Below are 26,818 nucleotides of genomic sequence, written 5' to 3' on the forward strand. Positions count from 1 at the left end.
ATAGCGCCGTAACGGATAAGAGAGAGAGGAGAAAATACCATGATGACATACGACCGTAACCGTAACGCAATTACCACCGGCAGCCGTGTAATGATCAATGGCACAGGACACACCGGCGTGATTAAAGCGATCCACAGCGAAGGGCTGGATGCCGCGCAGGTGCGTCGCAGCAAAACGGTAGAAGTGGAAGGTTGCGAAGGTAAGTTCGAACCGATTGAACTGATTCGCCTGGGTATGCACTGATTCATGCGACATCATGCCGCCGCACGCGGCGGCATGTGATGACTTAGCCGTTCGCCGCGTACTCTGCGACCGTGGCTTTTGCACCTTTTTGCAGTAACGTCTGGTAAGCACGCATTACCGCATCCACAAAGACGGTTTCATGCGGGAGTTCTTTGCCAAAAATGGCCTCAATGCCCAGCAGCGCCTTCACCCGGTCTTCGCCCTCAGCACTTCCCTTCACCGCCGCCTGAATGACCGCCAGCTGCGGGTCGCTCACGTCGATAGCGTTGCCCTGCTCATCGACACCACCGGCATACCGCATCCAGCCTGCAATGCCTAATGCCAGCAGCGGGAAGCTTTTTTGATGCACCAGATGCCAGCGTACGGAATCGAGCATACGCTGCGGGAGCTTCTGGCTGCCGTCCATCGCGATTTGCCAGGTACGGTGACGTAACGCCGGGTTGCTGTAGCGGGCAATCAACAGGTCTGCATAGTGGCCTAAATCAACGCCTTTCACTTTTAAGGTCGGCGCCTGCTCGTTCAGCATTAGCGCATGGGCGGCAGTACGGTAGTGCGCGTCTTCCATGCAGTCGTTGATGTGCGGGTACCCCGCCAGATAGCCAAGATACGCGAGGAAAGAGTGACTGCCGTTAAGCATGCGCAGCTTCATCTCTTCAAACGGAATGACGTCAGAAACCAGCTCCGCCCCGGCCTTTTCCCACTGCGGACGGCCTGCAACAAAGTTGTCCTCAATCACCCACTGACGGAACGGTTCGCACGCCACGCCTGCCGGGTCACGAACGCCGGTCAGCTGTTCAATTTTATCCAGCGTCTCCGGTGTAACCGCGGGAACAATACGATCCACCATGGTGGACGGGAAAGTGACGCTGGATTCAATCCAGTCTGCCAGCTCGCCGTCAACCGCGCGGGCATAAGCGCAGGTCACATTACGCATGACGTGACCGTTCTCCGGCATATTGTCACAGGACATGACGCTAAACGCGGGCAGCCCGGCAGCTTTGCGTCGCGCGAGTGCTTCCACCACCACACCCGGCGCAGATTTCGGCTGATGCGGGTTTTTCAGGTCGGCGGCGATTAACGGGTGATCGAGCATCAGTTTCCCGGTCGCCGGCGAGTGGCAATATCCCTTTTCAGTAATGGTGAGCGAGACAATCGCCACCTGCGGCTCACACAGTGCGGCCAGCACGCGTTCCAGCCCGTCAACCTGGGCATGCAGTGCGTTCCTGACCACGCCCACCACCCGCGATGTCCACGCATCGGCAGACATTTCCGCCACGGTGTAGAGATGATCCTGTGCGTTCAGATCGGCAATCTGCTGTTCACCGCCAATCAGGTTTACCTCACAGTAACCCCAGTCGCTGTTGTGTTCCGCGGCGAGAATGTCGGCGTACACCGCCTGATGCGCACGGTGAAATGCGCCAAACCCTAAATGAACAATGCGTGCCTTGAGGCGTTCGCGATCGTACTGAGGAAGCGTCGCTTTCGCCTGTAATAACCGGTTTTCCATGATTAAGACTCGTTAAGTTATGTACGCTGGGATTCGCTGCCGCTCTGAACGAGCAGCAGCGCCTGCTGACTACACCAACTAGAATGGCAGTCGGGGTAAAAAAGAACTGCCATTAACCATACTGATCCTGCAGTTTGAGATTTTGATTTATATTAACTTTTACGCATGTGGTGTGACATGAACATAAAGTTGTGTGACAGGTCACTAAAGATATAAACCATTACCGCCGCGATGAAACCGCCCCATAGCCGACGGAATCACGTGCCGGCCCCTCCGCCGCATCTTCCGCCACGCTCAAATCACGATCGCAGACCTCTGGCATGCAGATGGCGGCGATCAGCCCAATCACGGAGTAGGCGATCATCATGGCGACAATTGGCCACCAGGATCCGGTCATATTGCAGAAGATCCCGGCGAGCACTGGCCCGAAGCCTACCGCCACCAGCCCGCCCGCCTCTTTTGAGATAGCCATCCGGGTAAAGCGGTTACGCGAACCAAACATCTCCGCCATCGTGATATTTTCCAGGGCAAACAGTCCCAGTACGGCGAAATTATGGATAACGATGATGGAAAGCATGATCACGCCCGGCGCATAGCTCTTATCAACGATAATCGACAGCATCGGGTACGCCAGAATAATGGCGGAGATATTGAGCAGAATGTACGGCAGACGACGCCCCACTTTATCGGAGAGCCAGCCCAACAGCGGGATAGAGATAAACCCGAGAATTGAGCTTATCATCAGCGCATCGGTGGGGATCGCTTTATCGAACAGCAGCGTCTGAACCAGATACCCGGCAAGAAACGTCTGGATCAGTCCCGAATTCCCCGCCTGACCAAAACGCAGCCCGGTTGCCAGCCAGAAGGACTTACTCTTCACCATCGCTGCAAATGATAAATCGTGTTTTGTCACCGGTGCGGTTGTCTCAGCCTCGTTCACTTTTTCAAATACCGGGCTCTCCTTGAGGTTCATTCGCAGCCAGATGGCGAAGATCATTACCACCACGCTGGCAAGAAACGGTACACGCCAGCCCCAGGCAACCAACTGTTCGCGGTCGAGGGCGAAGAACATAACTGCCCAGATAGCCGTTGCACTTAGCGTCCCGCAGTTGGTGCCCATCGCCACCAGCGAGGAGATAATGCCGCGTTTCCCTTTAGGGGCGTACTCCGCCAGCATGGTCCCGGCGCCGGAGATTTCAGCCCCTGCCCCCAGCCCCTGGATAATACGCAGCGTCACTAACAGGACGGGCGCGAAAATCCCAATCTGCGCGTAGGTCGGCAAGACCCCGATCAGGGTCGTGCAGATCCCCATCATAGTAATGGTGATAAACAGCACCTTTTTACGGCCAATGCTGTCGCCCATTCGCCCGAAGATAAAGGCGCCGACAATGCGCGCGATATAGCCTGCGCCGTACGTCCCCATCGCCAGAATCAGCGCCATTGCGGCCGATTGTTCCGGGAAGAAGATCTCATGGAATACCAGTGCGGCCCCCAGCGAATAGAGCTGGAAATCCATAAACTCCAGTGCGGTACCCAGCCAGCCGGAAACGGCGGCTTTCACCAGATCTGAAGTCGTTCTTTGTGGTTGTGTTTGCGTCATAATGGCTATCTCTGCAAGGTAAGATGCGTACCACTCAGAGCCTGTCTGCGCAGGCTCTTAACCGCGTGAATTATTATTGCCCGAACGTGAGTAAGACTTTGCAGCACTGCCGCTGATCTTTTTCAAACCGTTCGATGGCGTCTGTTACGTGGTGATAGTCAAAGGTGTGGGTGATCAGTTTGTCCGGGTCGATCAGCCCCTTTTCCAGCCAGTCGATGACGACGGGGAATTTGTTGGCATTCAGCCGTGATGAGAATATCGCCAGCTCTTTTCCGGTGATCCCCTGCTGAACAATCTGGCTTGGGTCGCTGGAAAACCCCATCAGCACGATGCGTGCCGCCGGAGAGGCAATGGTGATGGCTTCCTGTAAAATTGTCGGATGACAGGCTGCGTCAATAATAAGCGTCGGTTTGATCCCTTTTTCTTCCAGCGCCGCCTGTAACGACAGCTCTGCGTTGTTGAACACCCAGTCCGCGCCGCTGCGTTGCGCCATCGCCAGCCGTTCATTGATCCGATCGACTACGATAACCTGCTTCACCTTATAGACACCTTTCAGCGCCTGGACGGTGACAAGCCCCATGGGACCTGCGCCGTAGATCAGGGCGATATCCTGCCCGGTGGGTTGTGCATGCCCCGTCACGTTAGCGGCAATCGTGAACGGCTCGATCATTACCGCGTGTTTATCTGGAATAGCATCCGGAACAACCCAGGCATTTTTTGCCGGTACGACGGCATATTCACTAAAGCCTCCGTCGCGATGAACGCCCAGCACCACCAGAGAGGTACAGACATTGGGTTTGCCCACGGAGCACGGATAGCAGTGTCCGCAGCTGATCACCGGGTCAACCGAGACGCGTTCGCCCACGCGGGCCGGGTCAACTCCCTCACCAACGGCATCAATCTCACCAAAAAATTCATGGCCAATCACGCGCGGGTATCGGGCAAACGGATTATGCCCGCGGTAAATATGGCTGTCTGAACCGCAAATACCGGCCAGTTTGACGTTGACGCGCACTTCACCTGCCGCGGGTTCCGGGAGTGGACGATCTTCAATCACCAGTGCGTTGGGTTGTTGAATCACTACGCTTTTCATCGTTCGCTCCTCGTTTACCAGTTCCACAACGTGCCATCTTCGAGACGGGCAACCGGAAGATAGGCAGGATCGTACGGGTATTTCACCGCCAGTTTTTCGTCAAATTCAATACCCAGCCCGGGTTTGTCGCCCGGATGCATATAGCCATTATCAAAGCGCCAGCTGTGCGGGAAGACCTCCAGCATCTGTTCGGAGTAACCCATATATTCCTGTACACCAAAGTTTGGCACCCACAGGTCAAAATGCAGCGCGGCGGCGTGGCAAACAGGCGACAGATCCGACGGTCCATGTGAGCCGGTACGCACCTGATAAAGCGAGGCGAAGTCCGCGATGCGCCGCATGCCGGTGATGCCGCCCGCGTGGGTAATGGTGGTGCGGATATAGTCGATAAGCTGCTCTTCAATAAGCTGCTTGCAGTCCCAGATACTGTTAAACACTTCTCCAACCGCAATCGGCGTGACCGTGTGCTGACGGATCAGACGGAAGCAGGCCTGGTTTTCCGCAGGCGTAGGATCTTCCATCCAGAACATACGGAATGCTTCAATGCTCTTACCGAATCGCGCCGCCTCAATCGGGGTCAAACGGTGGTGCATGTCGTGCAAAAGATGCTCATTAAAGCCAAATTTACTGCGCACCGCATCGAACAGCTTCGGTGTGAAATCGAGGTATTTTTCAGTGGACCAGAGCTGCTCTTCCGGCCAGTCACCTTTAGTGGCGGGCTCGTAGGCCAGCCCTTTTCCTTTCGACATGCCATAGGTGGTTTTCATACCCGGCACGCCGCACTGAACGCGGATCGCCTTAAAGCCCATCTCTTTATGCCGGGCGTAATCTTCCAGCACGTCATCAATGGAGTGTCCGGTGGTATGACAATAGACCATCACCCCTTCCCGGGATGCGCCGCCCAGCAGCTGGTAGAGCGGCATATTGGCCGCTTTGGCTTTGATATCCCACAGTGCCATATCCACGGCGGAAATGGCCGACATGGTGACCGGGCCACGACGCCAGTAGGCGCCTTTATAGAAGAACTGCCAGATATCCTCAATACGGTGCGCATCACGGCCGATCAACTGCGGGCAAAGGTGATCTTTCAGATAAGAGGCCACCGAAAGTTCACGTCCGTTGAGGGTGGCATCACCCAGGCCGACGATGCCCTCGTCGGTGGTAATTTTAAGGGTGACAAAGTTACGCCCCGGGCAGGTAACAAAGACTTCAGCCCCGACAATCTTCATAATCCATTTCCTTACATCGCTCATTGTGATGCTGGAAACTTACTCCTCTGCACTACTACCATACAAGTATAATGATCATAAAATCAGCGAACGGTCACAAAAAAATCGGGCGCTCAGGCGCGCCCCCATCCGGCAACAATAATCAACATGCCGCACAGCGCAACCAGCGCCCCGGCCCAGTCATAGGCGCTGAGCTTCACACCATCCACCACGCGTAACCACAGCAGCGCGGTACAGACATAAACCCCGCCATAAGCGGCGTAGACGCGCCCGCTGGCCGCCGGGTGCAGCGTCAACAGCCAGACAAACAGGGCCAGCGCAATGCCCGCCGGGATCAGCAGGAATACGGTTGCCCCCTTCTTCAGCCAGAGCCACGGAAGGAAGCAGCCGATGATTTCACACAGCGCGGTGGCAAAAAAAAGCAGAGTGGTTTTGAGCATATTTACGGTCATGTGATGATTTATTTAGACATCATACCTGATGATATCGTTTACTTTTCCATACCCGTGCCGCGGGTATGCCGTTATTTCTCTTTGGTGTAGAATCTGAACGGGATAACTTAATTATCTGCGCCCATTTAAAAGGAAACGCTATGACTACATTAAGCAAACGCCTTTGTCTGACAGCCCTGCTGGCGCTGTCATCGTTCGCCTTTGCCGCCTCTGCCACCGCCGAAACCAGCAAACTCATTATTGAGTCTGGCGACAGCGCGCAAAGCCGTCAGAACGCCGCGATGGACAAAGAACAATGGAATGACACCCGTAGCCTTCGCCAGAAGGTGAACAAACGTGTTGAAAAAGAGTGGGACAAAGAAGATGTCGCTTTCGACGCGCGCGATAAGTGTCAGCAAAGTGCCAACGTTAACGCCTACTGGGAGCCAAATACCCTGCGCTGCCTGGATCGTCGAACTGGCCGCACGGTAGCGCCATAATGTCAGTGCAGTGTGACGTTAAGCTCCGCCCGCTGGAGCGTGAAGACCTGCGCTTCGTCCACCAGCTCGACAATAACGCCAGCGTGATGCGCTACTGGTTCGAAGAGCCTTACGAGGCGTTTGTTGAGCTGTCGGATCTCTACGATAAGCACATTCACGATCAGAGCGAACGCCGTTTTGTCGTGGAGTGTGAAGGTGAAAAAGCCGGTCTGGTGGAACTGGTTGAGATCAACCACGTTCATCGTCGGGCAGAATTCCAGATTATCATTTCACCTGAGCATCAGGGGAAAGGTCTTGCCACGCGGGCGGCGAAGCTGGCGATGGATTACGGATTCAACGTCCTGAATCTCTACAAGCTTTATCTCATCGTGGATAAAGAGAACGAGAAAGCGATCCATATATACCGCAAGCTGGGCTTTATGGTGGAAGGCGAACTGGTTCACGAGTTCTTTATCAACGGTGAATACCGCAACACCATTCGCATGTGCATCTTCCAGCATCAGCACCTGGCCGGACACAAACCGTCAGGCGCCAGCCTGCTGAAACCCACCGCGCAGTAACCTGCGCGGCTTTTTCTCAGTAGTATTCAATACTGTTCTTAATGGTGTACTTGCGCTCAACGGCGGGCTTCACGCTGTTGTCGGTGATCGTCAGATCGCAACTCACCGGATTATTGTGTCGATCGTAATCACAGCTCTGATTGACGTTGCCCAGCGGCTTGTCATTCAGCATGCTCACGGCGGAGTAATCCATTCTTTTGCGAAGATCTTTAGACGGCGTCGACTGGACGGATAAATGCTGGTCCCCGGAGACGGTGGTTTTCCCCAGCGGATAGCCATCCGCATCATAGCGGTACTTCACTTCCATCTCTTTGCCGTGCGCCGCCACCACAAACCCGTTATCGTCGGTATCCCACGTTACGCCCGCCGACGGTAATTCGGCCAGCTGGCATTTCCCCTGCAGTTTCACTTTTCGCTGCTGGGTTTCCGCATCAAGGTAGTAATTAGCATCCAGTACCAGCGCCACGCCGGTATTGGCCTCGAGGTCGTGCAGTTCGAGGGTATCGAAACACCCTTCCGTCGACATCGTACCGGTTACCCGTTTGGAGACTTCACCTTTGTCGTTGAACAGTGTCTGGGTAAAGTCTTTTACCGGGCCGCGCAGAGGGTCAAAATCAAATTCATTGGAGAAGCTCGCCATCTCGGGCGTAAACGACAGCGGCGCGGAAGGGTTGTCGCACCCCACCAGTGTTGCTGCCAGTAGCGTTATCGCTGCGTAGTTCTTCACATCATTTACCGAATCAGGGAGAGTATTCCCGATCATATTAGCAAATACCGTTGTTCACACGATAGCAAAATGTCAGGCGAAAAGAGACGTACAATCAATGCATTAATCTCTCTTACCCTCTGCAAAACCTCGCCAGAACGAGAAGGCGCTGTGCCCGCTGTTGAACAGGAAACACACCTGTTTTGAGCGCATGACGGATATTCTGTGACATATTAACAACATGAAAACGCCGGCAGATTGCACCATCTAACTTTTTTCTTTGATATATTAAATGTTTACCATCCCCTTTCTTCCTCTATAAGGATGCGCTACCCTCACAAATGCGTTCGCGTCCAAAACCGCCTGGAATCTCTATGCTTTCTTTATTCATGAAAAAACGTAGGCAAAACGCTGATTTTTGATTGCTCATCAAAGGTTAAAAAATGAAAAAAACAATCCCTGCATATACGCCTGTTGACTTATCACGTTGGGCCAGAAAAGAACATTTCGAGGTATTTCAGTCCTTTGCTCAATCTACATTTAATCAAACTGTTCAAATAGACATCACCGCATTGCTCAGGGATATAAAAGAACTGGGCTGGAAATTTTATCCGACGATGATTTCCCTCCTTTCTAAAATCGTCAACAACCATTCGGAATTCCGTATGGCCATGAAGAACAATGAACTTGTCATATGGAATGAAATTCATCCAAGCTATACCATTTTCCATAATGAAACGGAGACCTTTTCTTCATTATGGAGTCACTTCGATGGCAATATTGATCATTTCCAGAACGTTTATTCGGAAGATGTTGCTCGCTATGGTAATAGCCTTTCTTATTGGCCGAAGGAAGAGTCACGGGAAAATGTATTTTTCGTGTCGGCGATCCCCTGGTCAAGTTTTACCAGTTTTAATATCAACGTAGCCAATATGCAGAACTTTTTTGCCCCCATGTTCACTATGGGGAAATACGTCAACCAGGGTGGAAAAGTATTGTTGCCCCTCGCCGTGCAGGTCCATCATTCCGTGTGCGATGGTTTCCATGTGGCAAGATTGTTCAATGAATTGCAGGCGATGTGTGATGACTTACGGCATCACTCCGGCGAACAACAGGTGCAGAGCAAAACGCACCGCGCTTAGCGTCGCGATGCCGGGCGGGTATCACCGCCCGCAGGACGTGTTGATGGAAATTGAAATTGGGGAAAATGAGCGCAGGAAGCCTGTATAAGATTGTTCAGAAAGTTATCCCCAATAACAAAAGCTTACACGAACCCTGCTAAGCTTAACCGACACACAGAGAAAAGGAGCTACAGATGAAACGGTTACCCTGGATTACCGCCCTGCTGTTAATGAGCGCTTCTACAGCGGCTCTGGCTGCCCCGGATTCCTGCGAGCGCGTAAAAAGCGATATTCAGCAGAAAATCATCAATAACGGCGTGCCCGAGTCCGGCTTTACGTTGAATATTGTGCCAAACGATCAGGCTGACCAGCCGGATGCACAGGTAGTCGGTCATTGTGCGAACGATACTTTTAAAATTCTCTATACCCGCACCGGTAGCGGTGCCGCATCAGGGATGCAGGATAATGGTCAGGGCGAACCTCAGTGATTTTAATCACTTTCTCGTGGCCAATTCCCTTTGACTTGATGAGGATTAATATTTAATACCTCCAAATAAGTAACATTCACCCCATCATTAGCCCGGTTGTAATCACGGGCGAAAATAATACGCAATTAAAATGATGGGGTGAGTTATGTCCGATGTCGAAAATCACGGCGGGATCAGCCGTCGAACGTTGGTTAAATCCACTGCAATAGGCTCTCTGGCACTTGCCGCCGGAGGGATCTCACTGCCTTTTGGCCTCAAGAGCGCCGCTGCCGCGGTACAAAACGCCGTAAAGCCCGCTGAAGACAAAGTGGTCTGGGGTGCCTGCTCGGTCAACTGCGGGAGCCGTTGTGCGCTGCGTCTTCACGTCCGTGATGAAGAAGTTTACTGGGTCGAAACGGATAACACCGGTGAGGATATTTATGGCAATCATCAGGTTCGCGCCTGCCTGCGCGGGCGTTCTATTCGCCGTCGGATCAATCACCCCGATCGTCTGAACTACCCCATGAAGCGCGTAGGGAAACGCGGTGAAGGCAAATTTGAGCGTATCTCATGGGATGAAGCCCTGGACACCCTTACCCGCAGCCTGAAAGATGTCGTCGAAAAATACGGCAACGAAGCGGTCTACATTAACTACTCCTCCGGCATTGTGGGCGGCAATATCACCCGCTCCTCCCCTTATGCTTCGCTGGTCGCGCGTCTTATGAACTGCTACGGCGGCTTTTTAAGCCACTATGGCACTTACAGCACCGCGCAAATAGCCTGTGCAATGCCCTACACCTACGGCAGCAACGATGGCAACAGCACCTCGGATATTGAAAACACGAAGCTGGTGGTGATGTTCGGCAATAACCCGGCAGAGACGCGAATGAGTGGCGGCGGGATAACCTATTATCTCGAGCAGGCCCGCGAGCGCTCTCACGCGCGCATGATCGTCATCGATCCGCGGTATACCGACACCGCCGCCGGGCGCGAAGACGAGTGGATCCCGATTCGCCCGGGGACGGACGCCGCGCTGGTCGCGGGTATCGCCTGGGTACTGATCGACGAAAACCTTGTCGATCAGCCGTTCCTCGACACGTACTGCGTCGGCTATGACGAAAAAACGCTGCCGGAAGGTGCGCCTGCTAACGGACATTACAAAGCGTATATTCTCGGTCAGGGTGATGATGCCACCGCCAAAACGCCGGAATGGGCCTCGCGCATCACAGGCATACCGGCCGATCGCATCATCAAGCTTGCACGAGAAATTGGCAGTACCAAACCGGCTTACATCTGTCAGGGCTGGGGCCCCCAGCGCCAGGCCAACGGCGAGCTGACCTCCCGCGCCATTGCCATGTTGCCGATTTTGACCGGAAACGTCGGTATCAACGGCGGGAACAGCGGCGCACGTGAATCGACCTACACGATCACCATTGAGCGTATGCCACTGCCGGATAACCCGGTGAAAACGCAAATCTCATGCTTTAGCTGGACCGACGCCATCGCGCGCGGACCCGAAATGACCGCCCTGCGCGACGGCGTGCGGGGAAAAGAGAAGCTGGATGTGCCGATCAAATTCATCTGGAACTACGCTGGCAACACCATCATCAACCAGCATTCCGACATCAACAAAACCCACGATATTCTGCAGGACGAGAGTAAATGCGAAACCATCGTGGTGATCGACAACTTTATGACCTCGTCGGCGAAATATGCTGACATCCTGCTGCCCGATTTAATGACCGTTGAGCAGGAAGACATTATTCCTAACGATTATGCAGGCAACATGGGCTATCTGATTTTCCTTCAGCCCGTGACCGCACCGAAGTTTGAGCGCAAACCGATCTACTGGATCATGAGTGAAGTGGCGAAACGCCTCGGCCCGGATATTCATCAGCGATTTACCGAAGGACGTACCCAGGCGCAGTGGCTGCAGTATCTGTATGCCAAAATGCTCGAAAAAGATCCGCAGTTGCCGTCCTATGACGAACTGAAAGAGAGGGGTATTTATAAGCGTAAAGATCCGGCCGGGCACTTCGTGGCCTATAAAAAATTCCGCGATGATCCGCAGGCTCATCCGCTCAACACCCCCTCGGGCAAGATTGAAATTTACTCCAGCAAGCTGGCAGAGATTGCGGCTACCTGGGAGCTCGCCGACGACGAAACCATCAGCCCGCTGCCGGTCTACGCCTCGACCTTCGACGGCTGGGACGCCCCGGAACGTCATAAATTCCCGCTGCAGCTCTTCGGCTTCCACTTCAAAGCTCGCACCCACTCCAGCTACGGCAATGTCGACGTGCTGAAAGCCGCCTGCCGTCAGGAGGTCTGGCTCAACCCCGTGGACGCGGCGCAACGCGGCATCAAAAATGGCGATACGGTGCGCGTGTTTAACGATCGCGGCGAGGTACGCATCGAAGCGAAAGTCACACCACGCATCATGCCCGGCGTGAGCGCGATGGGCCAGGGAGCCTGGCATGACGCCAATATGAACGGCGATCGTATCGACCACGGTTCATGCATCAACACCCTGACCACGCACCGCCCGTCACCGCTGGCCAAAGGTAACCCGCAGCACACCAATCTGGTGCAGATCGAGAAGGCGTAAGGAGTAAGTGATGACCACTCAGTATGGATTTTTTATTGATTCCAGCCGCTGCACCGGGTGCAAAACCTGCGAGCTCGCCTGCAAGGATTACAAAGATTTAACCCCGGACGTCAGCTTCCGTCGTATTTACGAATACGCGGGCGGTGACTGGCAGGAAGACAACGGTGTCTGGCACCAGAACGTGTTTGCCTACTACCTGTCGATTGCCTGCAACCACTGCGAAGACCCGGCCTGCACCAAGGTCTGCCCGAGCGGGGCGATGCACAAGCGTGACGACGGGTTCGTGGTAGTGGATGAAGATGTCTGCATCGGCTGTCGCTACTGCCACATGGCCTGTCCGTACGGTGCCCCGCAGTACAACGCCGCCAAAGGGCATATGACCAAGTGCGACGGCTGCCACACTCGTGTGGCAGACGGCAAAAAGCCGATCTGCGTGGAGTCCTGCCCGCTGCGCGCGCTGGATTTCGGTCCTATCGACGAGTTGCGTAAAAAACATGGTCAGCTGGCGGCCGTCGCGCCGCTGCCGTCCGCGCACTTCACGAAGCCAAGCATCGTGATTAAACCTAACGCCAACAGTCGCCCGACAGGGGATACCACCGGCTACCTGGCAAACCCGAAAGAGGTGTGAGATGGGAAGTGGATGGCATGAATGGCCGCTGGTGATCTTCACGGTCTTCGGACAGTGCGTCGCCGGGGCATTGATCGTTATGGGGCTCGTCTGGCTTACTGAAAAAGACGACGCGGTGAAAACACGCCTTGTCCGCAGTATGTTCTTTCTGTGGCTGGTGATGGGCATCGGATTTTTGGCGTCCGTGCTGCACCTTGGCTCCCCGCTCCGGGCCTTTAACTCGCTCAACCGCGTGGGTGCTTCGGCGCTCAGTAACGAAATTGCCGCGGGATCCGTTTTCTTTGCCGTTGGCGGTTTCTGGTGGCTGGTATCCGTTATCGGTAAAATGCCCCTGGCACTGGGTAAAATCTGGCTGGTCGTTAGCCAGATCCTGGGCGTTGTCTTTGTCTGGGCGATGACCCGGGTTTATCAAATTGATACCGTACCGACCTGGTACACGGGTTACACCACGCTGGCCTTTTTCCTGACGCTGGCATTGGGAGGGCCGCTGTTTGCAGCCCTGTTGCTGCGCGTGGCAAACACGACATATAAAAGCACATTCGCGGCCTCTGTCAGCGTGCTGGCACTCCTGGCCTGCGTGGCGGTCATCGTGCTGCAGAGCAATGACCTGGCGACAATCCACAGTTCCGTTCAACAGGCGAGTGCCCTGCTGCCTGACTATGGCGCACTGCAAATCTGGCGTATCGTACTGCTTGCCGCCGGACTCGGCTGCTGGTTGTGCCCGCTGATGCGTCGGCAGGAGCCTAAAGCCTTCGCTCTTTTTGCAGGCGTGATACTGGTCGTCGTGGGTGAACTGATTGGCCGTGGTCTTTTCTATGGTCTGCACATGACCGCAGGTATGGCGATTGCGGGTTAACACAGTCGCGCGGGCGACTCCGCGCGAGCAAGGAAGGTAGTCATGAAAGAAGTCTCACAGCGTGATTCGTTCGCGTTCAGCGCCCGGGTACTGGGCGCGCTGTTTTATTTTGCTCCGGATAGCGAGCAGACTGCGCCGCTGGTGCAGGCGCTCACCGCAGGCGACTGGATTCAGGACTGGCCGCTGGCGCCGGAAACGCTGCAACCCGTTGCAGATGCGTTCAAAACGCCATCAGATGAAGCGTTGAAAGATGCCTGGCAACGTCTGTTTATTGGCCCTTACGCCCTGCCGTCACCGCCATGGGGTTCCGTCTGGCTGGATCGGGAATCCGTGCTCTTCGGCGACTCCACCCTCGCGCTGCGCCAGTGGATGCGTGAAAACAACATTGCCTTCGAGATGAAGCAGAACGAACCGGAAGATCACATCGGTACCCTGCTGTTACTGGCCGCGTGGCTGGCAGAAAATGGCCGCGACGCTGAACGCGACCAGCTTCTGGCGTGGCACCTGCTGCCGTGGAGTACCCGCTTCCTGTCCGTGTTTGTTGAAAACGCCGGGCACCCGTTCTACACCGCACTGGGCAAACTCGCACAGCTGACGCTCGCGGACTGGCAGGACACGTTAATTATTCCGGTCGCAGAAAAAACGCTGTACCGCTAACGCCAGCACCTGGCTTGCTCACCGATTCCGGGCAAGCCAGGCTCTCCAGCCACCAAATTCGGTGATATCCCGTGCCCCCTCCAGGCCATACGCCTCGCAGATAAACCCGGTCAACCACCGTCCATCCTGCAGCTCGATTTTTCCCAGCCCCAGAGGTGCGGGGATCCCGGCAAGAAACGACCCCACTTCGCTGTGCGGTAGCTCCCAGACTTCGACCGCAATCCCGGCCCCTTGGTCTGCCACCCGAACCATTCCGGGACGTTTACCGTCCGCCAGCGCATACAGACGGTAATAAGGTGCGCTGGTGGTCGCGTCGACAAGGCGTGCTCCGCGCTCTCGTAACTGAACATTGAGCGCCAGACCGTCCATATGCGCACCGCAGACCACTATCCGCAGGCGGTCATGGGTTGCAGTGCAGGTCGGCGCGTCGTCCAGCATGGCACGATTGCCCGGTAACGTTAATTTTGTGTGACGTTGTAACGCATCGGCCAGACTGAGCAGATACTGATCGGTAAACGCGCGGCCAAATAGCGTGACGCCGGATGGCAGCCCATTGTTCATTTCACCGACCGGGACCGCTACGGCGGCATAGTCGAGCAGGTTCATAAAGTTGGTATAGATGCCCAGCGCCGAGTTGCTTTTAACCGGTTCATCGGCCAGCTCAGCCAGACTCACCGGGCGGGGATACGTCGGGATTAATACGCACTCCAGGTCGGCCATCATGGCATCGCACTCGGCTTTATACCGCTGGAGTTTGTACTGCGCGTCAAACGCCGCCACCGCAGTGGCTGCAGGCGCGTGTTGCAGGACATCACGGATAACCGGCAACACCGCGTCGGGCTGGCGTTCAATCAGCGCACCCGCGAGGTGATAACGCTCGGCAACCCACGGGCCGTCATAGAGCAGTTTCGCGGCCGCCAGAAACGGTGCAAAGTCGAGAGTCACGGGCACGCCACCCAGCGCGATAAGCCCTGTCTTCGCGCGGTGATACAGCGCCTCGCTTTCTGCACAGCCGAGAAACTCCAGCGTCTCCGGCACGCCAAAGCGAAAGCCCGCAGCAGGGACACCAAAAGCCTGCGGACCGTTCCACGCCGGGTTTGACCGGCTGTATTCGTCACGCGGATCCTGTCGCGCCGTGAGTGCCAGCAGCTGGCTGGCCTCTGCTGCTGTCGCGGTGAAAAACGTGACGCAGTCCAGCGTGCGGCAGGCAGGCACAACCCCTGCCGTGGAGATGAGTCCTTTGGTTGCCTTGAGGCCGACCAGATTATTCAGCGAGGCCGGTACGCGCCCGCTGCCGGCCGTGTCCGTTCCCAGCGCGAAGCTCGCCAGACCCAGGGCGACCGCCAGCGACGACCCCGCGCTGGATCCACCGGACGGGTAATCCGGATGAACGCTGTTACGACATGGGCCATACGGCGAACGCGTACCGTTTAAGCCGGTAGCGAACTGATCGAGGTTAGTTTTCCCCAGAGGAATCGCCCCCAGCGCAATCAGCTGCGAAACTATCGTTGCATCCTGTTCTGCCCGATACGCAAATGCCGGACAGGCGGCGGTGGTGTCGATACCCGCCAGATCGATATTGTCTTTGATGGCAAAGGGCACGCCGAACAGCGGCAGCGCGTCCGGCGCTACGCCCTCCAGCGCGGCAAGGTACGGCTCCAGCTCTTCAGGGGTGAGCAGATAAATAAAAGCGTTAAATGACGGGTTCAGCGCCAGCGCGCGCTCGCGTAATGCCGTTATCACCTCACGCGGGGCGATCTGGCCTTCACGGTATGCCTCTGCCAGCACAGAGAGACGTAAATCATAAAGAGGCTTCATGCTGTTTTCTCCAGAACGACCACGCACTGGCCCGCCCGCACCGACGACCCCGGCTGGACACGGACCTGACTGACCACGCCGTCCTGAGTGGCAACTAACGGGATTTCCATTTTCATCGACTCCAGCACCACCAGCACATCGCCTTCGCGCACGGAGTTGCCGACCTCAACGTTCACCTGCCACAGGTTGCCGGCAACCGGGCTTTCAACACCGGATTCTCCCGACCGTAACGGCGCGTCGTCACCGTCATCCGTCGTTTCGTCGCTGCTGTCAAAATGCGCCTGCCCGCCCGCTATCCAGCGCTCACGCTCGGCGTTAAACGCCGCCTGCTGATGCGTACGGAATACCTCAATCTCAGCTGCTTCGTCAGCCAGAAACTGCTGATACTCCGCCAGTTTCAGCGTGGTGTGTTCAATACGCAGCGGATAACGCCCCAGCGGGAAATCCCGGCGGATGGTTTGCAATTCCCCGGCTGAGACCGGATAAAAACGAATTTGATCGAAGAAACGCAGCAGCCAGGGCTTGCCGCCGAAATCATCTACCGTGCGATAGCGATTCCACATCTGCAGGGTTCGCCCCACAAACTGATACCCGCCCGGCCCTTCCATACCGTAGATGCAGAGGTATGCCCCGCCAATACCCACCGAGTTCTCCGCCGTCCAGGTGCGCGCCGGATTGTATTTGGTGGTCACCAGACGGTGTCGCGGGTCGAGCGGCGTGGCCACCGGCGCGCCGAGGTAGACATCCCCCAGCCCCATCACCAGATAACGGGCGTCGAACACCGTTTTATACACTTCATCAATGTTAGCCAGATCGTTTATGCGACGGATAAACTCCAGGTTACTCGGGCACCACGGCGCATCGCGGCGCACGGTGGTCATGTATTTGTCGATGGCTTTCTGACACGCCGGATCGTCCCAGGAGAGCGGCAGCCAGACGATGCGCGATGGCACGTCCAGCGAGTCCTGGTCACAAACGCCCTGCCACAGCCCGGCGATCACCTCCAGCAGGCTATCCAGGCGCAGCGTTTCCGGCTGATAATGAATTTGCAGGGAGCGGATCCCCGGCGTGAGATCGATAACGCCTTTCAGCGCCCGGTCCTCCAGCGCCTGCATCAGCGCGTGGCCGCGAAAACGCAGCACCAGATCCAGCTCTGGCTCGCCAATCTCCAGCAGCAGATGGGTATCACCCGACACTCTCGCCACCAGACGTTTATCGTCAGTCCCCTGCGTCAGCACAATCGGTGAGTCCAGACCGGCAGGTTGCCACATGACAGGTTGCGGGGTCAGGCTGGCGATTTGGCGCTCCTGCGCCTGCGCCAGCCGTCGCGCGGTGGCAATATCCACCGGCACAAAGCGAACGTAATCTCCCGCCTTCAGTTGCCCTACCGCGTGCAGATCGGCCTCGATGATGGTGACCGGACAGACAAACCCGCCCAGGCTTGGGCCATCCGGGCCGAGGATCACCGGCATATCGCCGGTAAAATCCACCGCGCCGATGGCATACGGATTGTCATGAATGTTCGACGGATGCAGTCCCGCCTCGCCGCCGCTGTCGCGAACCCATTCCGGTTTCGGGCCAATCAGGCGTACCCCCGTCCGGCTGGAGTTGAAATGCACTTCCCATTCGGTGGCGAAAAACGTCGCGATGTAATCCGGCGTGAAATACTCCGGTGCACCGTGCGGGCCGTAAATCACCCGCAGTTCGCGCACCGCGTCCAGCCTCGTGTGCAGCGCCTGCGGCAGCGGCGCGTCGGCTACCGGCTCGGTTAACGGAGCCAGATGCAAAATGTCACCTGTGCGGAGCGCCCGTCCGGCGTGCCCCCCGAACTGCCCCAGCGTGAAGGTGCTTTTACTGCCCAGATATTCCGGCACGTTAAACCCGCCGCGCAGGCAAAGATAGCTGCGCACGCCCTCACCACGGATCTCTCCCATACGCAGCGTCATGCCCGCACGGACGCGAAAAACGTGATTATTGGTCAGCGGTTCACCGTCCAGCGTGAGCGCAATTTCAGCGCCCGTCACCACCAGCTGCGCATCGCAGTTGAATTTCAGCGTCGGGCCGCTGAGGGTGATCTCAAGCGCGGCGGCATCGTCTTTATTGCCCAGCAGACGGTTACCCAGACGCAGCGCCAGGCTGTCCATTGGCCCGGATGGCGGAACGCCAACCGCCCAGTAGCCTGTGCGTCCCGGGTAATCCTGTACCGTGGTCTGCGTACCGGCGCTGAGCACCTCCAGCGTGGACGCCTGGTACATCAGATGCTCAAGACAGCGGGTCCAGGGCTCACCTGCGGCAAACGGCGCGAAGGTCAGGATCTGCTGCAGATAACTGCGGTTGGTTTCAACGCCATAAAGACGGGTCTCCCCCAGCGCGGAATGCAGCACGCGGATGGCGGCTTCGCGTGTCGGCTGCCAGGCGATCATTTTGGCTAACATGGGGTCAAAAAACGGCGGGACTTCGCATCCGGCCTCAACCCAGCTGTCGATGCGCAGCGTAACGCGGTCATCGGGCGGGAAAGCCACGTCGGTGAGCAGTCCCGGTGAAGGCTGGAACTGACGGCCCGGATTCTCGGCATAGATCCTGGCCTGAATGGCATGCCCCTTCGGTTTCAGGGTGTCACGCAGTGTCGCCAGTGGCGGCAACGTTCCGGCGGCAAGTTCGATCATCCAGCGCACCAGATCCACGCCCCACACCTGTTCGGTCACGCCGTGCTCCACCTGCAAACGGGTATTCACCTCAAGGAAGTAAAAGCGGGCGGCGTCGCTGTCATAGACGAATTCAACGGTGCCCGCGCTGCGGTAGTTGACCGCTTTACCGAGCGTTATCGCCGCCTCGCACAATGACTGCACTATGCCCGCCGGCAGGTTTGGCGCGGGCGTCTCCTCCAGCACTTTCTGGTTACGCCGCTGCACAGAGCAGTCGCGCACGCCGAGGGCAATTACCTCACCCTTGCCGTCGCCAAACAGCTGTACTTCCAGATGACGCGCCCGCTCAATGTACTTTTCGATAAAGACACCCGCGTCGCTGAAGTTATTTTTCCCCAGACGCACTACCGCATCGAACGCGTCACGCAGCGCTTCTGCGTCATAGCAGACGCGCATACCGATACCGCCGCCTCCCGCCGTGCTTTTCAGCATCACCGGATATCCCACCCCGGCGGCAGCGTTGACGGCCTGGTTAACATCGGCCAGCAGGTCGGTGCCCTCCAGCATCGGAACATCGTGCGTTTTCGCCAGCGCGCGAGCGGTATGTTTTAGCCCAAACAGACGCAGCTGTTCCGGCGTGGGGCCCACAAAGGCAATCCCCGCGGCGTCACACGCTTCGGCGAACGCGGCGTTTTCCGAGAGAAAGCCGTACCCCGGATGAATGGCCTGTGCCCCGCTGGCTTTCGCGGCGGCGATGATCTTCGTGCTATCCAGATAGGTATTCGCCGCCGGGCCATCGCCCAGACTCAGCGCTTCATCGGCCTCGCGAATATGCAGGCTGCTGATATCCGCCTCGGAATAGACTGCCACACCACGGATTTTCATGGTGCGCAGGGTGCGTAAAATGCGGCAGGCTATCGCCCCGCGGTTCGCAATCAGGAGTGTCGTCAACATAGGTCAGACTCAATCGTGGCGGGTCGTCCCGCCGAAAATCGGCTCACCCATGGTCGTCCATGGGGGAAAAAGCGGTTACGGCAGAATGCGTCCGGCACGAACTTCAAACAGGCGGTACAGCGCCTGGCGCAGTCGCTGCCAGCGGGTGGGCGTCAGTTCCATACCAGCACCTCAGCAGGCGTTGGGTTCCAGCCGTTGCAGGGGTTATTCAGCTGTGGACAGTTGGAGATCAAGACAATGACGTTGCACTCGGCGCGCAGGTCGACGTATTTCCCCGGCGCGGAGATGCCATCTTCAAACGTCAGCCCGCCCTCTGGCGTCACCGGCACGTTCATAAAGAAATTGATGTTGGCCGTGATGTCGCGTTTTTGCAGACGGCCATCGTGCAGACAGGCGCAGAGGAAGTTATCGCGGCAGCTGTGCATATGGCGTTTATCGAGGGCGTATCGCACGGTGTTGCTCTCCTGGGCGCAGGCCCCGCCGAGGGTATCGTGACGCCCGCAGGTATCGTCGATAATGGTCAGCAGGGGGTTACCGAGGCTGGAGTACAGGACGCTGCCACGCGTGAGATAGGCGTTGTTCTGACGGCGCAATGTGCGCTGCGCATCGTAACGTTCACGCGGGTTATCGGCATTGTAGAACAGCGTGTCGACCGCCTGGTTACCTTCCAGGTCGAGCAGGCGCAACGTCTGCCCTTGTTTCACCTCGAACAGGTACGGTTCACCTGCCGGGATCACGTGGCGAAATACCGCGTCTTGCACATGCTTTTCAGAGATCATGGTCATTTTACTGCTCCTTACAGGGCGAAAAGCCGGGTATTGGTCATGGCGCGTTCGTTTTCCGGGCGCGTCAGAAGCGCGTTAACAGCCCCCTCTTCATCCTCAGCCTGTCGCCAGCTCAGCGCGACCGGTCGTGGGGCATATTCCCGGGACGGATCCATCGGATGCTGCAGCGCGGTCATCACCACAAGCGTGTCCATGGGCGCGTACAGCTCCACGTAACTGCCCGGCTGCGAATAGCCGCCGTGGAAGGTGAACTGACCGCGGTCATCGACGGTGACTTTGCTGAAGAAGTTGACCACCATCAGCAGATCTTCGAGATTGAGATCCCACTTCCCCATCTCCACCAGCAGGTTGTCCGTTCCGTTTCGGTAAAACCCGTTACGCAGTTCCTGATAGCGTCCCTGGCCATACTTTTCAGTCACCTCGGCGGCGTTCAGTACGCCGCCAAACGGGTCATGCCAGCCGCAGGTATCTGCGGTGATGCCTGCCAGCACGCGTCCCATGTCGGAGTAAAAGCAGTGTCCGGCGGTCAGACGCGCGGTGTGCTGGCCTTTCAGGGTGTCGGGCAGGTTCAGACGTTCACTTTTCTCGTGCGGATTCAGCATCAGCAGGCTGACGTTTGCTCCACCTTCAATGTCGGTCATACGCAGGATCTGCCCGCGCTTAAGCACAAACGAGAGGTGACCGCCGCCGGGCAGGATCTCTTCACGTAACATGGTCATGGTATTCACGGTGTTAACCCCTTAATGCATAAACGTTATCGGGAGCCGTTCCACTCAGCGCGGAGAGCCGCGTCTCGTTGAGCGGAATGTCGTAGGTAATACGGGCGCCAAAGGCGTTGGGCGCCTGCGGGTCGAGGCGCACTTTGTCGAACACCAGTAAGCGGGTGCCGAGGTTAAAGCCTTCCGAAAGATCGTGGGTGACCATAAAGACGGTCATGCGGGTCTCCCCCCACAGTTGAAGCAACAAGGCGTGCATATCTTTACGGATACCCGGGTCCAGGGCGCCAAACGGCTCATCCAGCAGCAACACGCGCGGCTGCATGATGAAGGCCTGCGCAATGGCTAAACGTTGCTGCATACCGCCTGAAAGCTGGGCCGGGTATTTGTGCATCGCATGCCCGAGACCGACTTTTTCCAGCATCCCGGTGGCCCGCTCACGCGCCGCGCGTTTCTTTGCCCCAAACAGGCGCCCGAACAGCGGCGCTTGCGGCAGTTCGAGCCCTATGGTGACGTTATCCAGCACGCTGAGATGCGGGAAAACGGAGTAGCGCTGAAACACCACGCCCCGGCTGCTGTCCGGCTCGGCGCGCAGCGGTTTACCGTCGAGCGTAATGGACCCTCGGCTGGGCGCTTCCTGACCGAGCAGCAGGCGCAAAAACGTGGATTTTCCGCAGCCAGAGGCCCCCACCATTGAGCAGAACTCGCCCTCTTTCACCTGCAGATTGAGGCGCTCCAGCACCACGTGGTCGCCGTACTCCTGCCAGATATTGTTGATGGTGATAAAGCTCATGCTTTCCCTCCTTCCGCCCAGGGAAACCAGGTTTTATGTAACTGGCGCAGGGCCAGATCCATCAGCCAGGCCAGCAGCGTGATCCACAGGACGTACGGAATGATCACATCCATCGCCATATAGCGGCGCACGAGGAAAATGCGATAGCCCAGCCCGGCGGTTGAGGAGATGGCCTCTGCCGAAATGAGAAACAACCATGCCGATCCCAGCAGCAGACGCAGCGAGGTCAGCAGCCGCGATAGCAGCTGCGGAAGTACCACGCGCAACACCAGCGTCCAGCTGTTGGCACCCAGCGTCTGGGCTTTGATCAGAATCTCCGGTGGGATTTCGCACGCGCGATGCTCCAGATCGCGCGCCAGCATCGGCGTGATGCCGATGACAATCAGCATCACTTTCGACAGTTCATCCAGCCCGAAAACGATAAATAGCACCGGCAGGATCGCCAGCGGCGGGATCATCGACAGCACCGTCATCAGCGGCGAGAGCGACGCGCGCCACAGCGGGAAAACACCGGCGGTGACGCCAACACAGAGGCCGATGATCGAGGCGATGACCAGCCCCGTCAGAAGACGGGCAAGGCTCACCAGCGTATCCACCCAGAACAGATAGTCACCACTGCGTTTATCCGGGGTAAACGCCATGCGTGATAGCGCGTCCAGCATCTGCTGCAGGCCAGGCAGCAGCTTATCCTGCGGGTTAGCCTCCAGCCTGACCGCGGAACCGAAAAAGTATGCGGCCAGCAGCAGGACGAAAGGCAGCATCACGAGCATCAGCCGCATGCCGGGCGTGGGATGGCGATTAATTTGTCGCATGGATGTTCCGTCCGTTATTACAGCGTGCCGGCAGCGGCCATTTTCACGAAGCTGTCGTCAAAGCGCAGCTTCACGTTGCTGGCATCGCCCTGGGTGACATTGCCCGGGAAGCGCATGCCGATGAAATCCGCGCTTTGCGCCCCATCGCCCAGCAGCCCTTTATCGAACGAAAACGTGGCCACGCGCTGCATGGTTTTCGCCAGCTCCGGCGAGGTTAAAAAGGCAATATTGTCCTGCGGGGTATAGAACAGGTGGGTTGTTTTCAGCTGCGCCTGATAACCGGCCAGATCGGTACCGGAGGCGGCGGCCATCGCGTTGAGCACGGTGGCATCCTGCGCTTTCATCAGCCCCATTATCTCGTACCATGCGCCGGTCAATGCTTTGCCAAGCGCCGGGTTGTCTTTCAGGGTTTCGCTGTTGACCACCATCATGTCGATAAGCTCACCCGGTACCTGAGAGGAACTGAACACTTCAGTCGTTTTTGGCGTGCTTTTGATGACCGACAGCTGCGGGTTCCAGGCTACCGCCGCCTGCACATTTACCGTGCCAAAGGCAGAGACGATATCCGCGTCAGACGTGTTTACCACGGTGACGTCTTTTTCGGCCAGGCCGGCTTTTTCCAGGCCGCGCACCAGCAGATAGTGGGAAACAGAGAGCTCCGGCAGGTAGACTTTCATCCCTTTCAGGTCGTTGAGCGTTTTGCCCTCGCCCTTCATCACCACGCCGTCGTTGCCTTCTGAATAGCTGCCAAGGATCAGCGCCGTGGTATCAACGCCGCCCGCGGCCGGTATGGTCAGCGCATCCATATTGGTCATGGTGCAGCCGTCAAACTGGCCCGCAGTGTACTGGTTGATGGATTCGATATAGTCGTTGAGCTGAACAACGTTGATTTTGATGCCGTATTTATCGGCCCATTTATCGATGATTTTGCTACTGCTGAGGGTGCCCCAGGGCATCCAGCCGGCGTAGATGGTCCAGCAGACGTTGAACTCTTTCTTCACCGCAGCAAAGGTGGGGAGACTGACCAGCATCGCCAGGGAGAGTACCAGGGTGCGGAATAATGGCGTTTTCTTCATGCTTGACCTCTGAGTGGCACAAAATTAGGGGGCAGCGCGACACCTTCAGGTGCTGCTGTCTCCCGGGCTTTTGTCCCGCCGTGTAACCTCTCAGAGGTCGCCAGCTCTTGGACCAGTCATTCACCGCAGTGAACCGGAACCCTAGCCAGCTATTTTTCAAATTGTGGTGTGCTGCCCTTCAGTGTTAAGCGTTGCAAGGGATATGCCAGAATTTTTTATGTTAATTATTAAACTGTTAAGTCTGCCTGTGCAGGCTGTTTCACCGTTTTGGTGAGACACGGCGAGTTGAGTGCACCGTGCTGGTGCTCTTTGGGATGACGCGTGGTGCTGACGGCGTTGCCCACAGAACGTGTCTGCGACAGCAGGAAAGGCTCAAAATGATGTGCTGGTTTTTGCCAGGTCTTTCATCATCGTCGTCGTCAGGCTGAGCTGCTCGCTTCCCATTTTACGTGACAATTCCTCTCTTGCGGACTGCCATACGGGGATCACGGATGTCAGAAGCGCCCACCCCTGCGCGGTCAGGCTAAGTTGTTTTCCACGGCGTCCGCGCCCCCCCGTTGATTCAATAACCCCACGGGACTCCATAATCCGTATGTTTCGGCTCAGTGTGGTTGCATCCACCCCGGCCTTTGATGCAAGCCCTGCCACCGTTTCATTTACGCCACCGCCGATCCCCACCAGCAGGCTGAACTGTTCTGCCGTCAATTCATAAGGTCTGAAGCAGGCGTTGTAATAACGCGTAATAGCCCGTGCGGTTGCACGTGCCTGATACGCCGGACAGGTCTCGGGGATGGTTTTTAGTAACGCCAGATCAACAGTGTTCATACTTTACGCTCGACAGATACGGTGAGATAAAATAGTGTATATACACTATTAACGCTATTCAAGGTATCATGATGCCCGCATTTATCCATATCAATTTACGTGTTATCGACCCTGCACGGCAGGCCAATCTTGCCCCTCGCTTCAGACTGGCACTTGAAGAGGCCGGCGGCAAAATTCTGCATTTTGGTCCTGTTGTTGAACTCCTTGAAGGCGATGAAGAACCGCTACCCTTTGCTGGCATTTTTGAGTTCCCTTCACTGCAGCAGGCGCTGGCGTTTTACCATTCGGAAAAATATGCCCCGATCAAAGCTGAACGCCAGCTGGCACAGCAGGCAAAAATGTTCGTTGTCACCACTGACTAAGCGTTTCGTTTCCTTGCCTGCGATATCGTTTCCAGATTTATCCATCCGTTCGCCAGAACCGGTGTAGAGTTTTTAAACACTGCATCTCTAAAAGGACACCGGCATCATGTTAAGCATCCTGGGCAAGACAACCTCGATCAACGTACGTAAAGTGCTCTGGACCTGCGAAGAAGCGGGTATCGAGTATCACCAGGAAGACTACGGCAGCGGTTTTGCCTCCACGCAAACCGCTGCGTTCCGCGCCCTGAATCCCAACGCCATGGTTCCCGTGCTGCTCGATGACGAGTTCGTCCTCTGGGAATCTAACGCAATCTGCCGTTATCTGGCCCGTAAAGCCGGCCGTGAGGATCTCCTGCCAACGGAACCGCAGGCCTGCGCCAACGTCGAACGCTGGATGGACTGGCAGGCAAGCGAATTTAACAATGCCTGGCGGTATGTCTTTCCGGCACTGGGACGCAATAACCCGGACTATAACGACCCGGAGCGTATTGCCGCCGGAATTAAAGCGTGGAACCACTGCATTGCTATTCTGGAGGAGCAGTTGCAACGCACCGCAGCCTATACGGCGGGCGAGGTGTTTACCCTTGCAGACGTGGTACTTGGTCTTTCGGTGAACCGCTGGAAAATGACGCCATTTGATAAGCCTGATGTGCCGGCAATTAACGCCTGGTTCGAACGACTTAATCAGCGACCGGCATTTTTACGTCACGGGAATAACGGTATGGTGTAAGTTTTCAGCCCACACACATTCAGCAAGGATATTTTATTTAATTACAAAACCCTGAATGCCGTTATCAGGAATAATAATTAAGCAATATCCTGGACAGCCCCTTGCACCGCTTTGCTAGCCTGAATAGTCAGGCAAAGCTCAACCCGGAGGTATTCTTGCTGATTAAACTCAAAAAAGAACGAACGCATCAGGAGGATCGCCTGCTCGCACTCTGGCTTGCGACCTCTGCAGGCTTGCTCAACGCCATCGCCCTCGGGGCATTTGGCTTTTTCCCCTCCCATATGACCGGCAATACCTCCCAATTATCCAGCGAAGTTTCCTCTACCGATCTGAATGATATTTTGTTCTTTGGCACCATTATTCTGTCTTTTGTTGCCGGCGCAATCATGGCCCGTATCATCGTGTTATGGGGGATTATCCATAATATCAGGCTGGTTTTTTGCCAGATACTGTTGGTCGAGGGATTATTACTGACCGGCGTTTCCTGTTACGAGATGTATTTCCATGCCCTCACGACTAACCGTGAAATTATTATCTTTCTTTGTGGTCTGATGGGGATTCATAATTCAACATCGACCCAGCTTTCCGGCGGCCGGGTAAGATCAACCCATATTACCGGCACGCTGACGGACGCGGGAATATCCCTGGCCTCGGTCCTGGTGGCGATGCTCCGCCGGGATTATTCCAAAGATACGGCAGCGCAAAAAAGTCAGCTTAAAACCCACTTAACCACCATTTTCTCGTTTATTACCGGCGGTATCGCCGGGCTGCTCCTGTTCAGGTGGATTGGGTTTAACGCCATGCTGGCGCTTGGGGTAATGCTCGTCGTTGTCGCCGCCTTTTCCATCATCAGCACCTCAGTGCGCGTTCGCCGGGTGCGCGCCGCCTTCAGCCGATAATGAGGGTCGCAGGCGTGAGGAGACGCTCACGCCATGTGACACTGTCACATTTTAAATTACGCTTTAGGACAATTCTGTCTGCCCCACAGCCAGCCCTTGCTCCATAAGGCTTAACCTAAGGTTGTCACTAATTTCATAGGGTTACTGATTTTCCCCCTTCGCTGGAACCCATCCCAAACGCTTGCTATAGGTCATCTACC

Annotated in this window: 26 protein-coding genes and 1 riboswitch; of the genes, 12 read left to right on the forward strand and 14 right to left on the reverse strand. The window is 56.4% G+C overall.

Going from position 1 to position 26,818, the window contains the following annotated elements:
• The first annotated feature begins 39 nt into the window (after positions 1-39).
• The gene (gene ydfZ / locus AM410_RS20205; protein WP_013096785.1) at positions 40-243 is read left to right on the forward strand and encodes a putative selenium delivery protein YdfZ; all 204 of its coding nucleotides are present in this window, start codon (positions 40-42) and stop codon (positions 241-243) included.
• 43 nt (positions 244-286) lie between these two features.
• On the opposite strand, the gene AM410_RS20210 is transcribed toward ydfZ, so the two are convergent.
• The 5 genes from AM410_RS20210 to AM410_RS20230 all read right to left on the reverse strand — a co-directional run bounded on the left by AM410_RS20210 (position 287) and on the right by AM410_RS20230 (position 6,112).
• Positions 287-1,750, reverse strand: coding sequence for a mannitol dehydrogenase family protein (locus tag AM410_RS20210; RefSeq protein WP_108648352.1), 1,464 nt, complete (start codon positions 1,748-1,750; stop codon positions 287-289).
• A 220-nt stretch (positions 1,751-1,970) separates the two neighbouring features.
• Positions 1,971-3,350 (reverse strand): MFS transporter, encoded by a 1,380-nt coding sequence (locus AM410_RS20215; protein WP_025204303.1) that lies wholly within the window; start codon positions 3,348-3,350, stop codon positions 1,971-1,973.
• A gap of 73 nt (positions 3,351-3,423) precedes the next feature.
• Positions 3,424-4,443 carry a Zn-dependent oxidoreductase gene (locus AM410_RS20220; protein ID WP_025204304.1) on the reverse strand — a complete coding sequence of 340 codons (1,020 nt, stop codon included), beginning with the start codon at positions 4,441-4,443 and terminating at the stop codon, positions 3,424-3,426.
• Positions 4,444-4,457: 14 nt separating this feature from the next.
• Entirely contained in the window at positions 4,458-5,672 is a 1,215-nt protein-coding gene (gene rspA, locus AM410_RS20225; protein ID WP_108648354.1) for a starvation-sensing protein RspA, read from the reverse strand.
• Between the two features lie 113 nt (positions 5,673-5,785).
• Positions 5,786-6,112: a YnfA family protein gene (locus tag AM410_RS20230; protein ID WP_025204305.1), complete on the reverse strand. Its 327-nt coding sequence runs from the start codon at positions 6,110-6,112 to the stop codon at positions 5,786-5,788.
• A 152-nt stretch (positions 6,113-6,264) separates the two neighbouring features.
• On the opposite strand from AM410_RS20230, the gene AM410_RS20235 reads away from it, so the two are divergent.
• Both AM410_RS20235 and speG read left to right on the forward strand, forming a co-directional pair.
• On the forward strand, positions 6,265-6,603 hold the full coding sequence (locus AM410_RS20235; protein ID WP_020884264.1) for a DUF1283 family protein: 339 nt from the start codon (positions 6,265-6,267) through the stop codon (positions 6,601-6,603).
• Positions 6,603-7,163 carry a spermidine N1-acetyltransferase gene (gene speG / locus AM410_RS20240; RefSeq protein WP_020884265.1) on the forward strand — a complete coding sequence of 187 codons (561 nt, stop codon included), beginning with the start codon at positions 6,603-6,605 and terminating at the stop codon, positions 7,161-7,163. The genes AM410_RS20235 and speG overlap by 1 nt, the downstream gene beginning before the upstream one ends.
• 16 nt (positions 7,164-7,179) lie before the next feature.
• Here speG and AM410_RS20245 read toward each other — a convergent pair whose 3' ends face one another.
• Positions 7,180-7,926, reverse strand: coding sequence for a YnfC family lipoprotein (locus AM410_RS20245; RefSeq protein ID WP_032670404.1), 747 nt, complete (start codon positions 7,924-7,926; stop codon positions 7,180-7,182).
• A gap of 386 nt (positions 7,927-8,312) precedes the next feature.
• Between AM410_RS20245 and catA the strand changes: the two genes are divergently transcribed.
• The 6 genes from catA to dmsD all read left to right on the forward strand — a co-directional run bounded on the left by catA (position 8,313) and on the right by dmsD (position 14,203).
• Positions 8,313-9,011 carry a type A chloramphenicol O-acetyltransferase gene (catA, locus tag AM410_RS20250; RefSeq protein ID WP_108648356.1) on the forward strand — a complete coding sequence of 233 codons (699 nt, stop codon included), beginning with the start codon at positions 8,313-8,315 and terminating at the stop codon, positions 9,009-9,011.
• A gap of 173 nt (positions 9,012-9,184) precedes the next feature.
• Positions 9,185-9,478 carry a DUF1161 domain-containing protein gene (locus AM410_RS20255; RefSeq protein ID WP_014169881.1) on the forward strand — a complete coding sequence of 98 codons (294 nt, stop codon included), beginning with the start codon at positions 9,185-9,187 and terminating at the stop codon, positions 9,476-9,478.
• 145 nt (positions 9,479-9,623) lie between these two features.
• On the forward strand, positions 9,624-12,062 hold the full coding sequence (gene ynfE, locus AM410_RS20260; RefSeq protein WP_108648358.1) for a selenate/tellurate reductase subunit YnfE: 2,439 nt from the start codon (positions 9,624-9,626) through the stop codon (positions 12,060-12,062).
• A 10-nt stretch (positions 12,063-12,072) separates the two neighbouring features.
• Positions 12,073-12,690: a DMSO/selenate family reductase complex B subunit gene (locus AM410_RS20265; protein ID WP_014169373.1), complete on the forward strand. Its 618-nt coding sequence runs from the start codon at positions 12,073-12,075 to the stop codon at positions 12,688-12,690.
• Position 12,691: 1 nt separating this feature from the next.
• Entirely contained in the window at positions 12,692-13,546 is an 855-nt protein-coding gene (locus AM410_RS20270) for a dimethyl sulfoxide reductase anchor subunit family protein (protein ID WP_108648360.1), read from the forward strand.
• 42 nt (positions 13,547-13,588) lie between these two features.
• Positions 13,589-14,203, forward strand: a complete 615-nt coding sequence (gene dmsD / locus AM410_RS20275) for a Tat proofreading chaperone DmsD (protein ID WP_020884270.1) — start codon at positions 13,589-13,591, stop codon at positions 14,201-14,203.
• Positions 14,204-14,221: 18 nt separating this feature from the next.
• Here dmsD and atzF read toward each other — a convergent pair whose 3' ends face one another.
• The 8 genes from atzF to AM410_RS20315 all read right to left on the reverse strand — a co-directional run bounded on the left by atzF (position 14,222) and on the right by AM410_RS20315 (position 24,627).
• Entirely contained in the window at positions 14,222-16,021 is a 1,800-nt protein-coding gene (gene atzF / locus AM410_RS20280) for an allophanate hydrolase (protein WP_108648362.1), read from the reverse strand.
• Positions 16,018-19,620, reverse strand: a complete 3,603-nt coding sequence (gene uca, locus AM410_RS20285) for an urea carboxylase (protein ID WP_108648365.1) — start codon at positions 19,618-19,620, stop codon at positions 16,018-16,020. Before uca ends, atzF begins: the two co-directional genes overlap by 4 nt.
• Before the next feature lie 152 nt (positions 19,621-19,772).
• Positions 19,773-20,405, reverse strand: coding sequence for an urea amidolyase associated protein UAAP2 (locus tag AM410_RS20290; protein ID WP_025204312.1), 633 nt, complete (start codon positions 20,403-20,405; stop codon positions 19,773-19,775).
• A gap of 11 nt (positions 20,406-20,416) precedes the next feature.
• Positions 20,417-21,124 (reverse strand): urea amidolyase associated protein UAAP1, encoded by a 708-nt coding sequence (locus tag AM410_RS20295; RefSeq protein WP_040019021.1) that lies wholly within the window; start codon positions 21,122-21,124, stop codon positions 20,417-20,419.
• 13 nt (positions 21,125-21,137) lie between these two features.
• Positions 21,138-21,914 carry an ABC transporter ATP-binding protein gene (locus AM410_RS20300; RefSeq protein ID WP_014169870.1) on the reverse strand — a complete coding sequence of 259 codons (777 nt, stop codon included), beginning with the start codon at positions 21,912-21,914 and terminating at the stop codon, positions 21,138-21,140.
• A complete protein-coding gene (locus tag AM410_RS20305; RefSeq protein WP_014169869.1) occupies positions 21,911-22,726 on the reverse strand; it encodes an ABC transporter permease in 816 nt (271 codons plus the stop codon). The genes AM410_RS20300 and AM410_RS20305 overlap by 4 nt, the downstream gene beginning before the upstream one ends.
• A 17-nt stretch (positions 22,727-22,743) precedes the next feature.
• Positions 22,744-23,802: a putative urea ABC transporter substrate-binding protein gene (locus AM410_RS20310; protein ID WP_025204314.1), complete on the reverse strand. Its 1,059-nt coding sequence runs from the start codon at positions 23,800-23,802 to the stop codon at positions 22,744-22,746.
• 57 nt (positions 23,803-23,859) lie between these two features.
• Positions 23,860-23,958: riboswitch (guanidine-I (ykkC/yxkD leader) on the reverse strand.
• A gap of 216 nt (positions 23,959-24,174) precedes the next feature.
• On the reverse strand, positions 24,175-24,627 hold the full coding sequence (locus AM410_RS20315) for a MarR family winged helix-turn-helix transcriptional regulator (RefSeq protein ID WP_014169866.1): 453 nt from the start codon (positions 24,625-24,627) through the stop codon (positions 24,175-24,177).
• A 68-nt stretch (positions 24,628-24,695) separates the two neighbouring features.
• Between AM410_RS20315 and AM410_RS20320 the strand changes: the two genes are divergently transcribed.
• The 3 genes from AM410_RS20320 (at position 24,696) to AM410_RS20330 (ending at position 26,618) form a co-directional block, all read left to right on the forward strand.
• Positions 24,696-24,989: a DUF1330 domain-containing protein gene (locus AM410_RS20320; protein WP_014169865.1), complete on the forward strand. Its 294-nt coding sequence runs from the start codon at positions 24,696-24,698 to the stop codon at positions 24,987-24,989.
• A 106-nt stretch (positions 24,990-25,095) separates the two neighbouring features.
• Positions 25,096-25,719, forward strand: a complete 624-nt coding sequence (locus tag AM410_RS20325; RefSeq protein ID WP_014169864.1) for a glutathione S-transferase family protein — start codon at positions 25,096-25,098, stop codon at positions 25,717-25,719.
• 155 nt (positions 25,720-25,874) lie between these two features.
• Positions 25,875-26,618, forward strand: a complete 744-nt coding sequence (locus tag AM410_RS20330) for a YoaK family protein (RefSeq protein WP_047357364.1) — start codon at positions 25,875-25,877, stop codon at positions 26,616-26,618.
• The last annotated feature ends 200 nt before the right edge of the window (positions 26,619-26,818 follow it).

The sequence above is a fragment of the Enterobacter cloacae complex sp. FDA-CDC-AR_0164 genome, assembly GCF_003071645.1.
Taxonomy (GTDB): Bacteria; Pseudomonadota; Gammaproteobacteria; order Enterobacterales; family Enterobacteriaceae; genus Enterobacter; species Enterobacter ludwigii.

What these genes read in the sequence shown, in the direction of transcription:
- AM410_RS20230 (WP_025204305.1), bottom strand. Translation starts at nt 6,112, where the DNA reads ATGCTCAAAACCACTCTGCTTTTTTTTGCCACCGCGCTGTGTGAAATC.
- AM410_RS20300 (WP_014169870.1), bottom strand. Translation starts at nt 21,914, where the DNA reads ATGAGCTTTATCACCATCAACAATATCTGGCAGGAGTACGGCGACCAC.
- atzF (WP_108648362.1), bottom strand. Translation starts at nt 16,021, where the DNA reads ATGAAGCCTCTTTATGATTTACGTCTCTCTGTGCTGGCAGAGGCATAC.
- AM410_RS20315 (WP_014169866.1), bottom strand. Translation starts at nt 24,627, where the DNA reads ATGAACACTGTTGATCTGGCGTTACTAAAAACCATCCCCGAGACCTGT.
- AM410_RS20290 (WP_025204312.1), bottom strand. Translation starts at nt 20,405, where the DNA reads ATGACCATGATCTCTGAAAAGCATGTGCAAGACGCGGTATTTCGCCAC.
- AM410_RS20245 (WP_032670404.1), bottom strand. Translation starts at nt 7,926, where the DNA reads ATGATCGGGAATACTCTCCCTGATTCGGTAAATGATGTGAAGAACTAC.
- AM410_RS20265 (WP_014169373.1), top strand. Translation starts at nt 12,073, where the DNA reads ATGACCACTCAGTATGGATTTTTTATTGATTCCAGCCGCTGCACCGGG.
- AM410_RS20325 (WP_014169864.1), top strand. Translation starts at nt 25,096, where the DNA reads ATGTTAAGCATCCTGGGCAAGACAACCTCGATCAACGTACGTAAAGTG.
- speG (WP_020884265.1), top strand. Translation starts at nt 6,603, where the DNA reads ATGTCAGTGCAGTGTGACGTTAAGCTCCGCCCGCTGGAGCGTGAAGAC.
- AM410_RS20295 (WP_040019021.1), bottom strand. Translation starts at nt 21,124, where the DNA reads ATGACCATGTTACGTGAAGAGATCCTGCCCGGCGGCGGTCACCTCTCG.
- AM410_RS20310 (WP_025204314.1), bottom strand. Translation starts at nt 23,802, where the DNA reads ATGAAGAAAACGCCATTATTCCGCACCCTGGTACTCTCCCTGGCGATG.
- AM410_RS20215 (WP_025204303.1), bottom strand. Translation starts at nt 3,350, where the DNA reads ATGACGCAAACACAACCACAAAGAACGACTTCAGATCTGGTGAAAGCC.
- AM410_RS20220 (WP_025204304.1), bottom strand. Translation starts at nt 4,443, where the DNA reads ATGAAAAGCGTAGTGATTCAACAACCCAACGCACTGGTGATTGAAGAT.
- AM410_RS20320 (WP_014169865.1), top strand. Translation starts at nt 24,696, where the DNA reads ATGATGCCCGCATTTATCCATATCAATTTACGTGTTATCGACCCTGCA.
- AM410_RS20270 (WP_108648360.1), top strand. Translation starts at nt 12,692, where the DNA reads ATGGGAAGTGGATGGCATGAATGGCCGCTGGTGATCTTCACGGTCTTC.
- AM410_RS20305 (WP_014169869.1), bottom strand. Translation starts at nt 22,726, where the DNA reads ATGCGACAAATTAATCGCCATCCCACGCCCGGCATGCGGCTGATGCTC.
- ydfZ (WP_013096785.1), top strand. Translation starts at nt 40, where the DNA reads ATGATGACATACGACCGTAACCGTAACGCAATTACCACCGGCAGCCGT.
- catA (WP_108648356.1), top strand. Translation starts at nt 8,313, where the DNA reads ATGAAAAAAACAATCCCTGCATATACGCCTGTTGACTTATCACGTTGG.
- rspA (WP_108648354.1), bottom strand. Translation starts at nt 5,672, where the DNA reads ATGAAGATTGTCGGGGCTGAAGTCTTTGTTACCTGCCCGGGGCGTAAC.
- uca (WP_108648365.1), bottom strand. Translation starts at nt 19,620, where the DNA reads ATGTTGACGACACTCCTGATTGCGAACCGCGGGGCGATAGCCTGCCGC.
- AM410_RS20235 (WP_020884264.1), top strand. Translation starts at nt 6,265, where the DNA reads ATGACTACATTAAGCAAACGCCTTTGTCTGACAGCCCTGCTGGCGCTG.
- ynfE (WP_108648358.1), top strand. Translation starts at nt 9,624, where the DNA reads ATGTCCGATGTCGAAAATCACGGCGGGATCAGCCGTCGAACGTTGGTT.
- dmsD (WP_020884270.1), top strand. Translation starts at nt 13,589, where the DNA reads ATGAAAGAAGTCTCACAGCGTGATTCGTTCGCGTTCAGCGCCCGGGTA.
- AM410_RS20210 (WP_108648352.1), bottom strand. Translation starts at nt 1,750, where the DNA reads ATGGAAAACCGGTTATTACAGGCGAAAGCGACGCTTCCTCAGTACGAT.
- AM410_RS20255 (WP_014169881.1), top strand. Translation starts at nt 9,185, where the DNA reads ATGAAACGGTTACCCTGGATTACCGCCCTGCTGTTAATGAGCGCTTCT.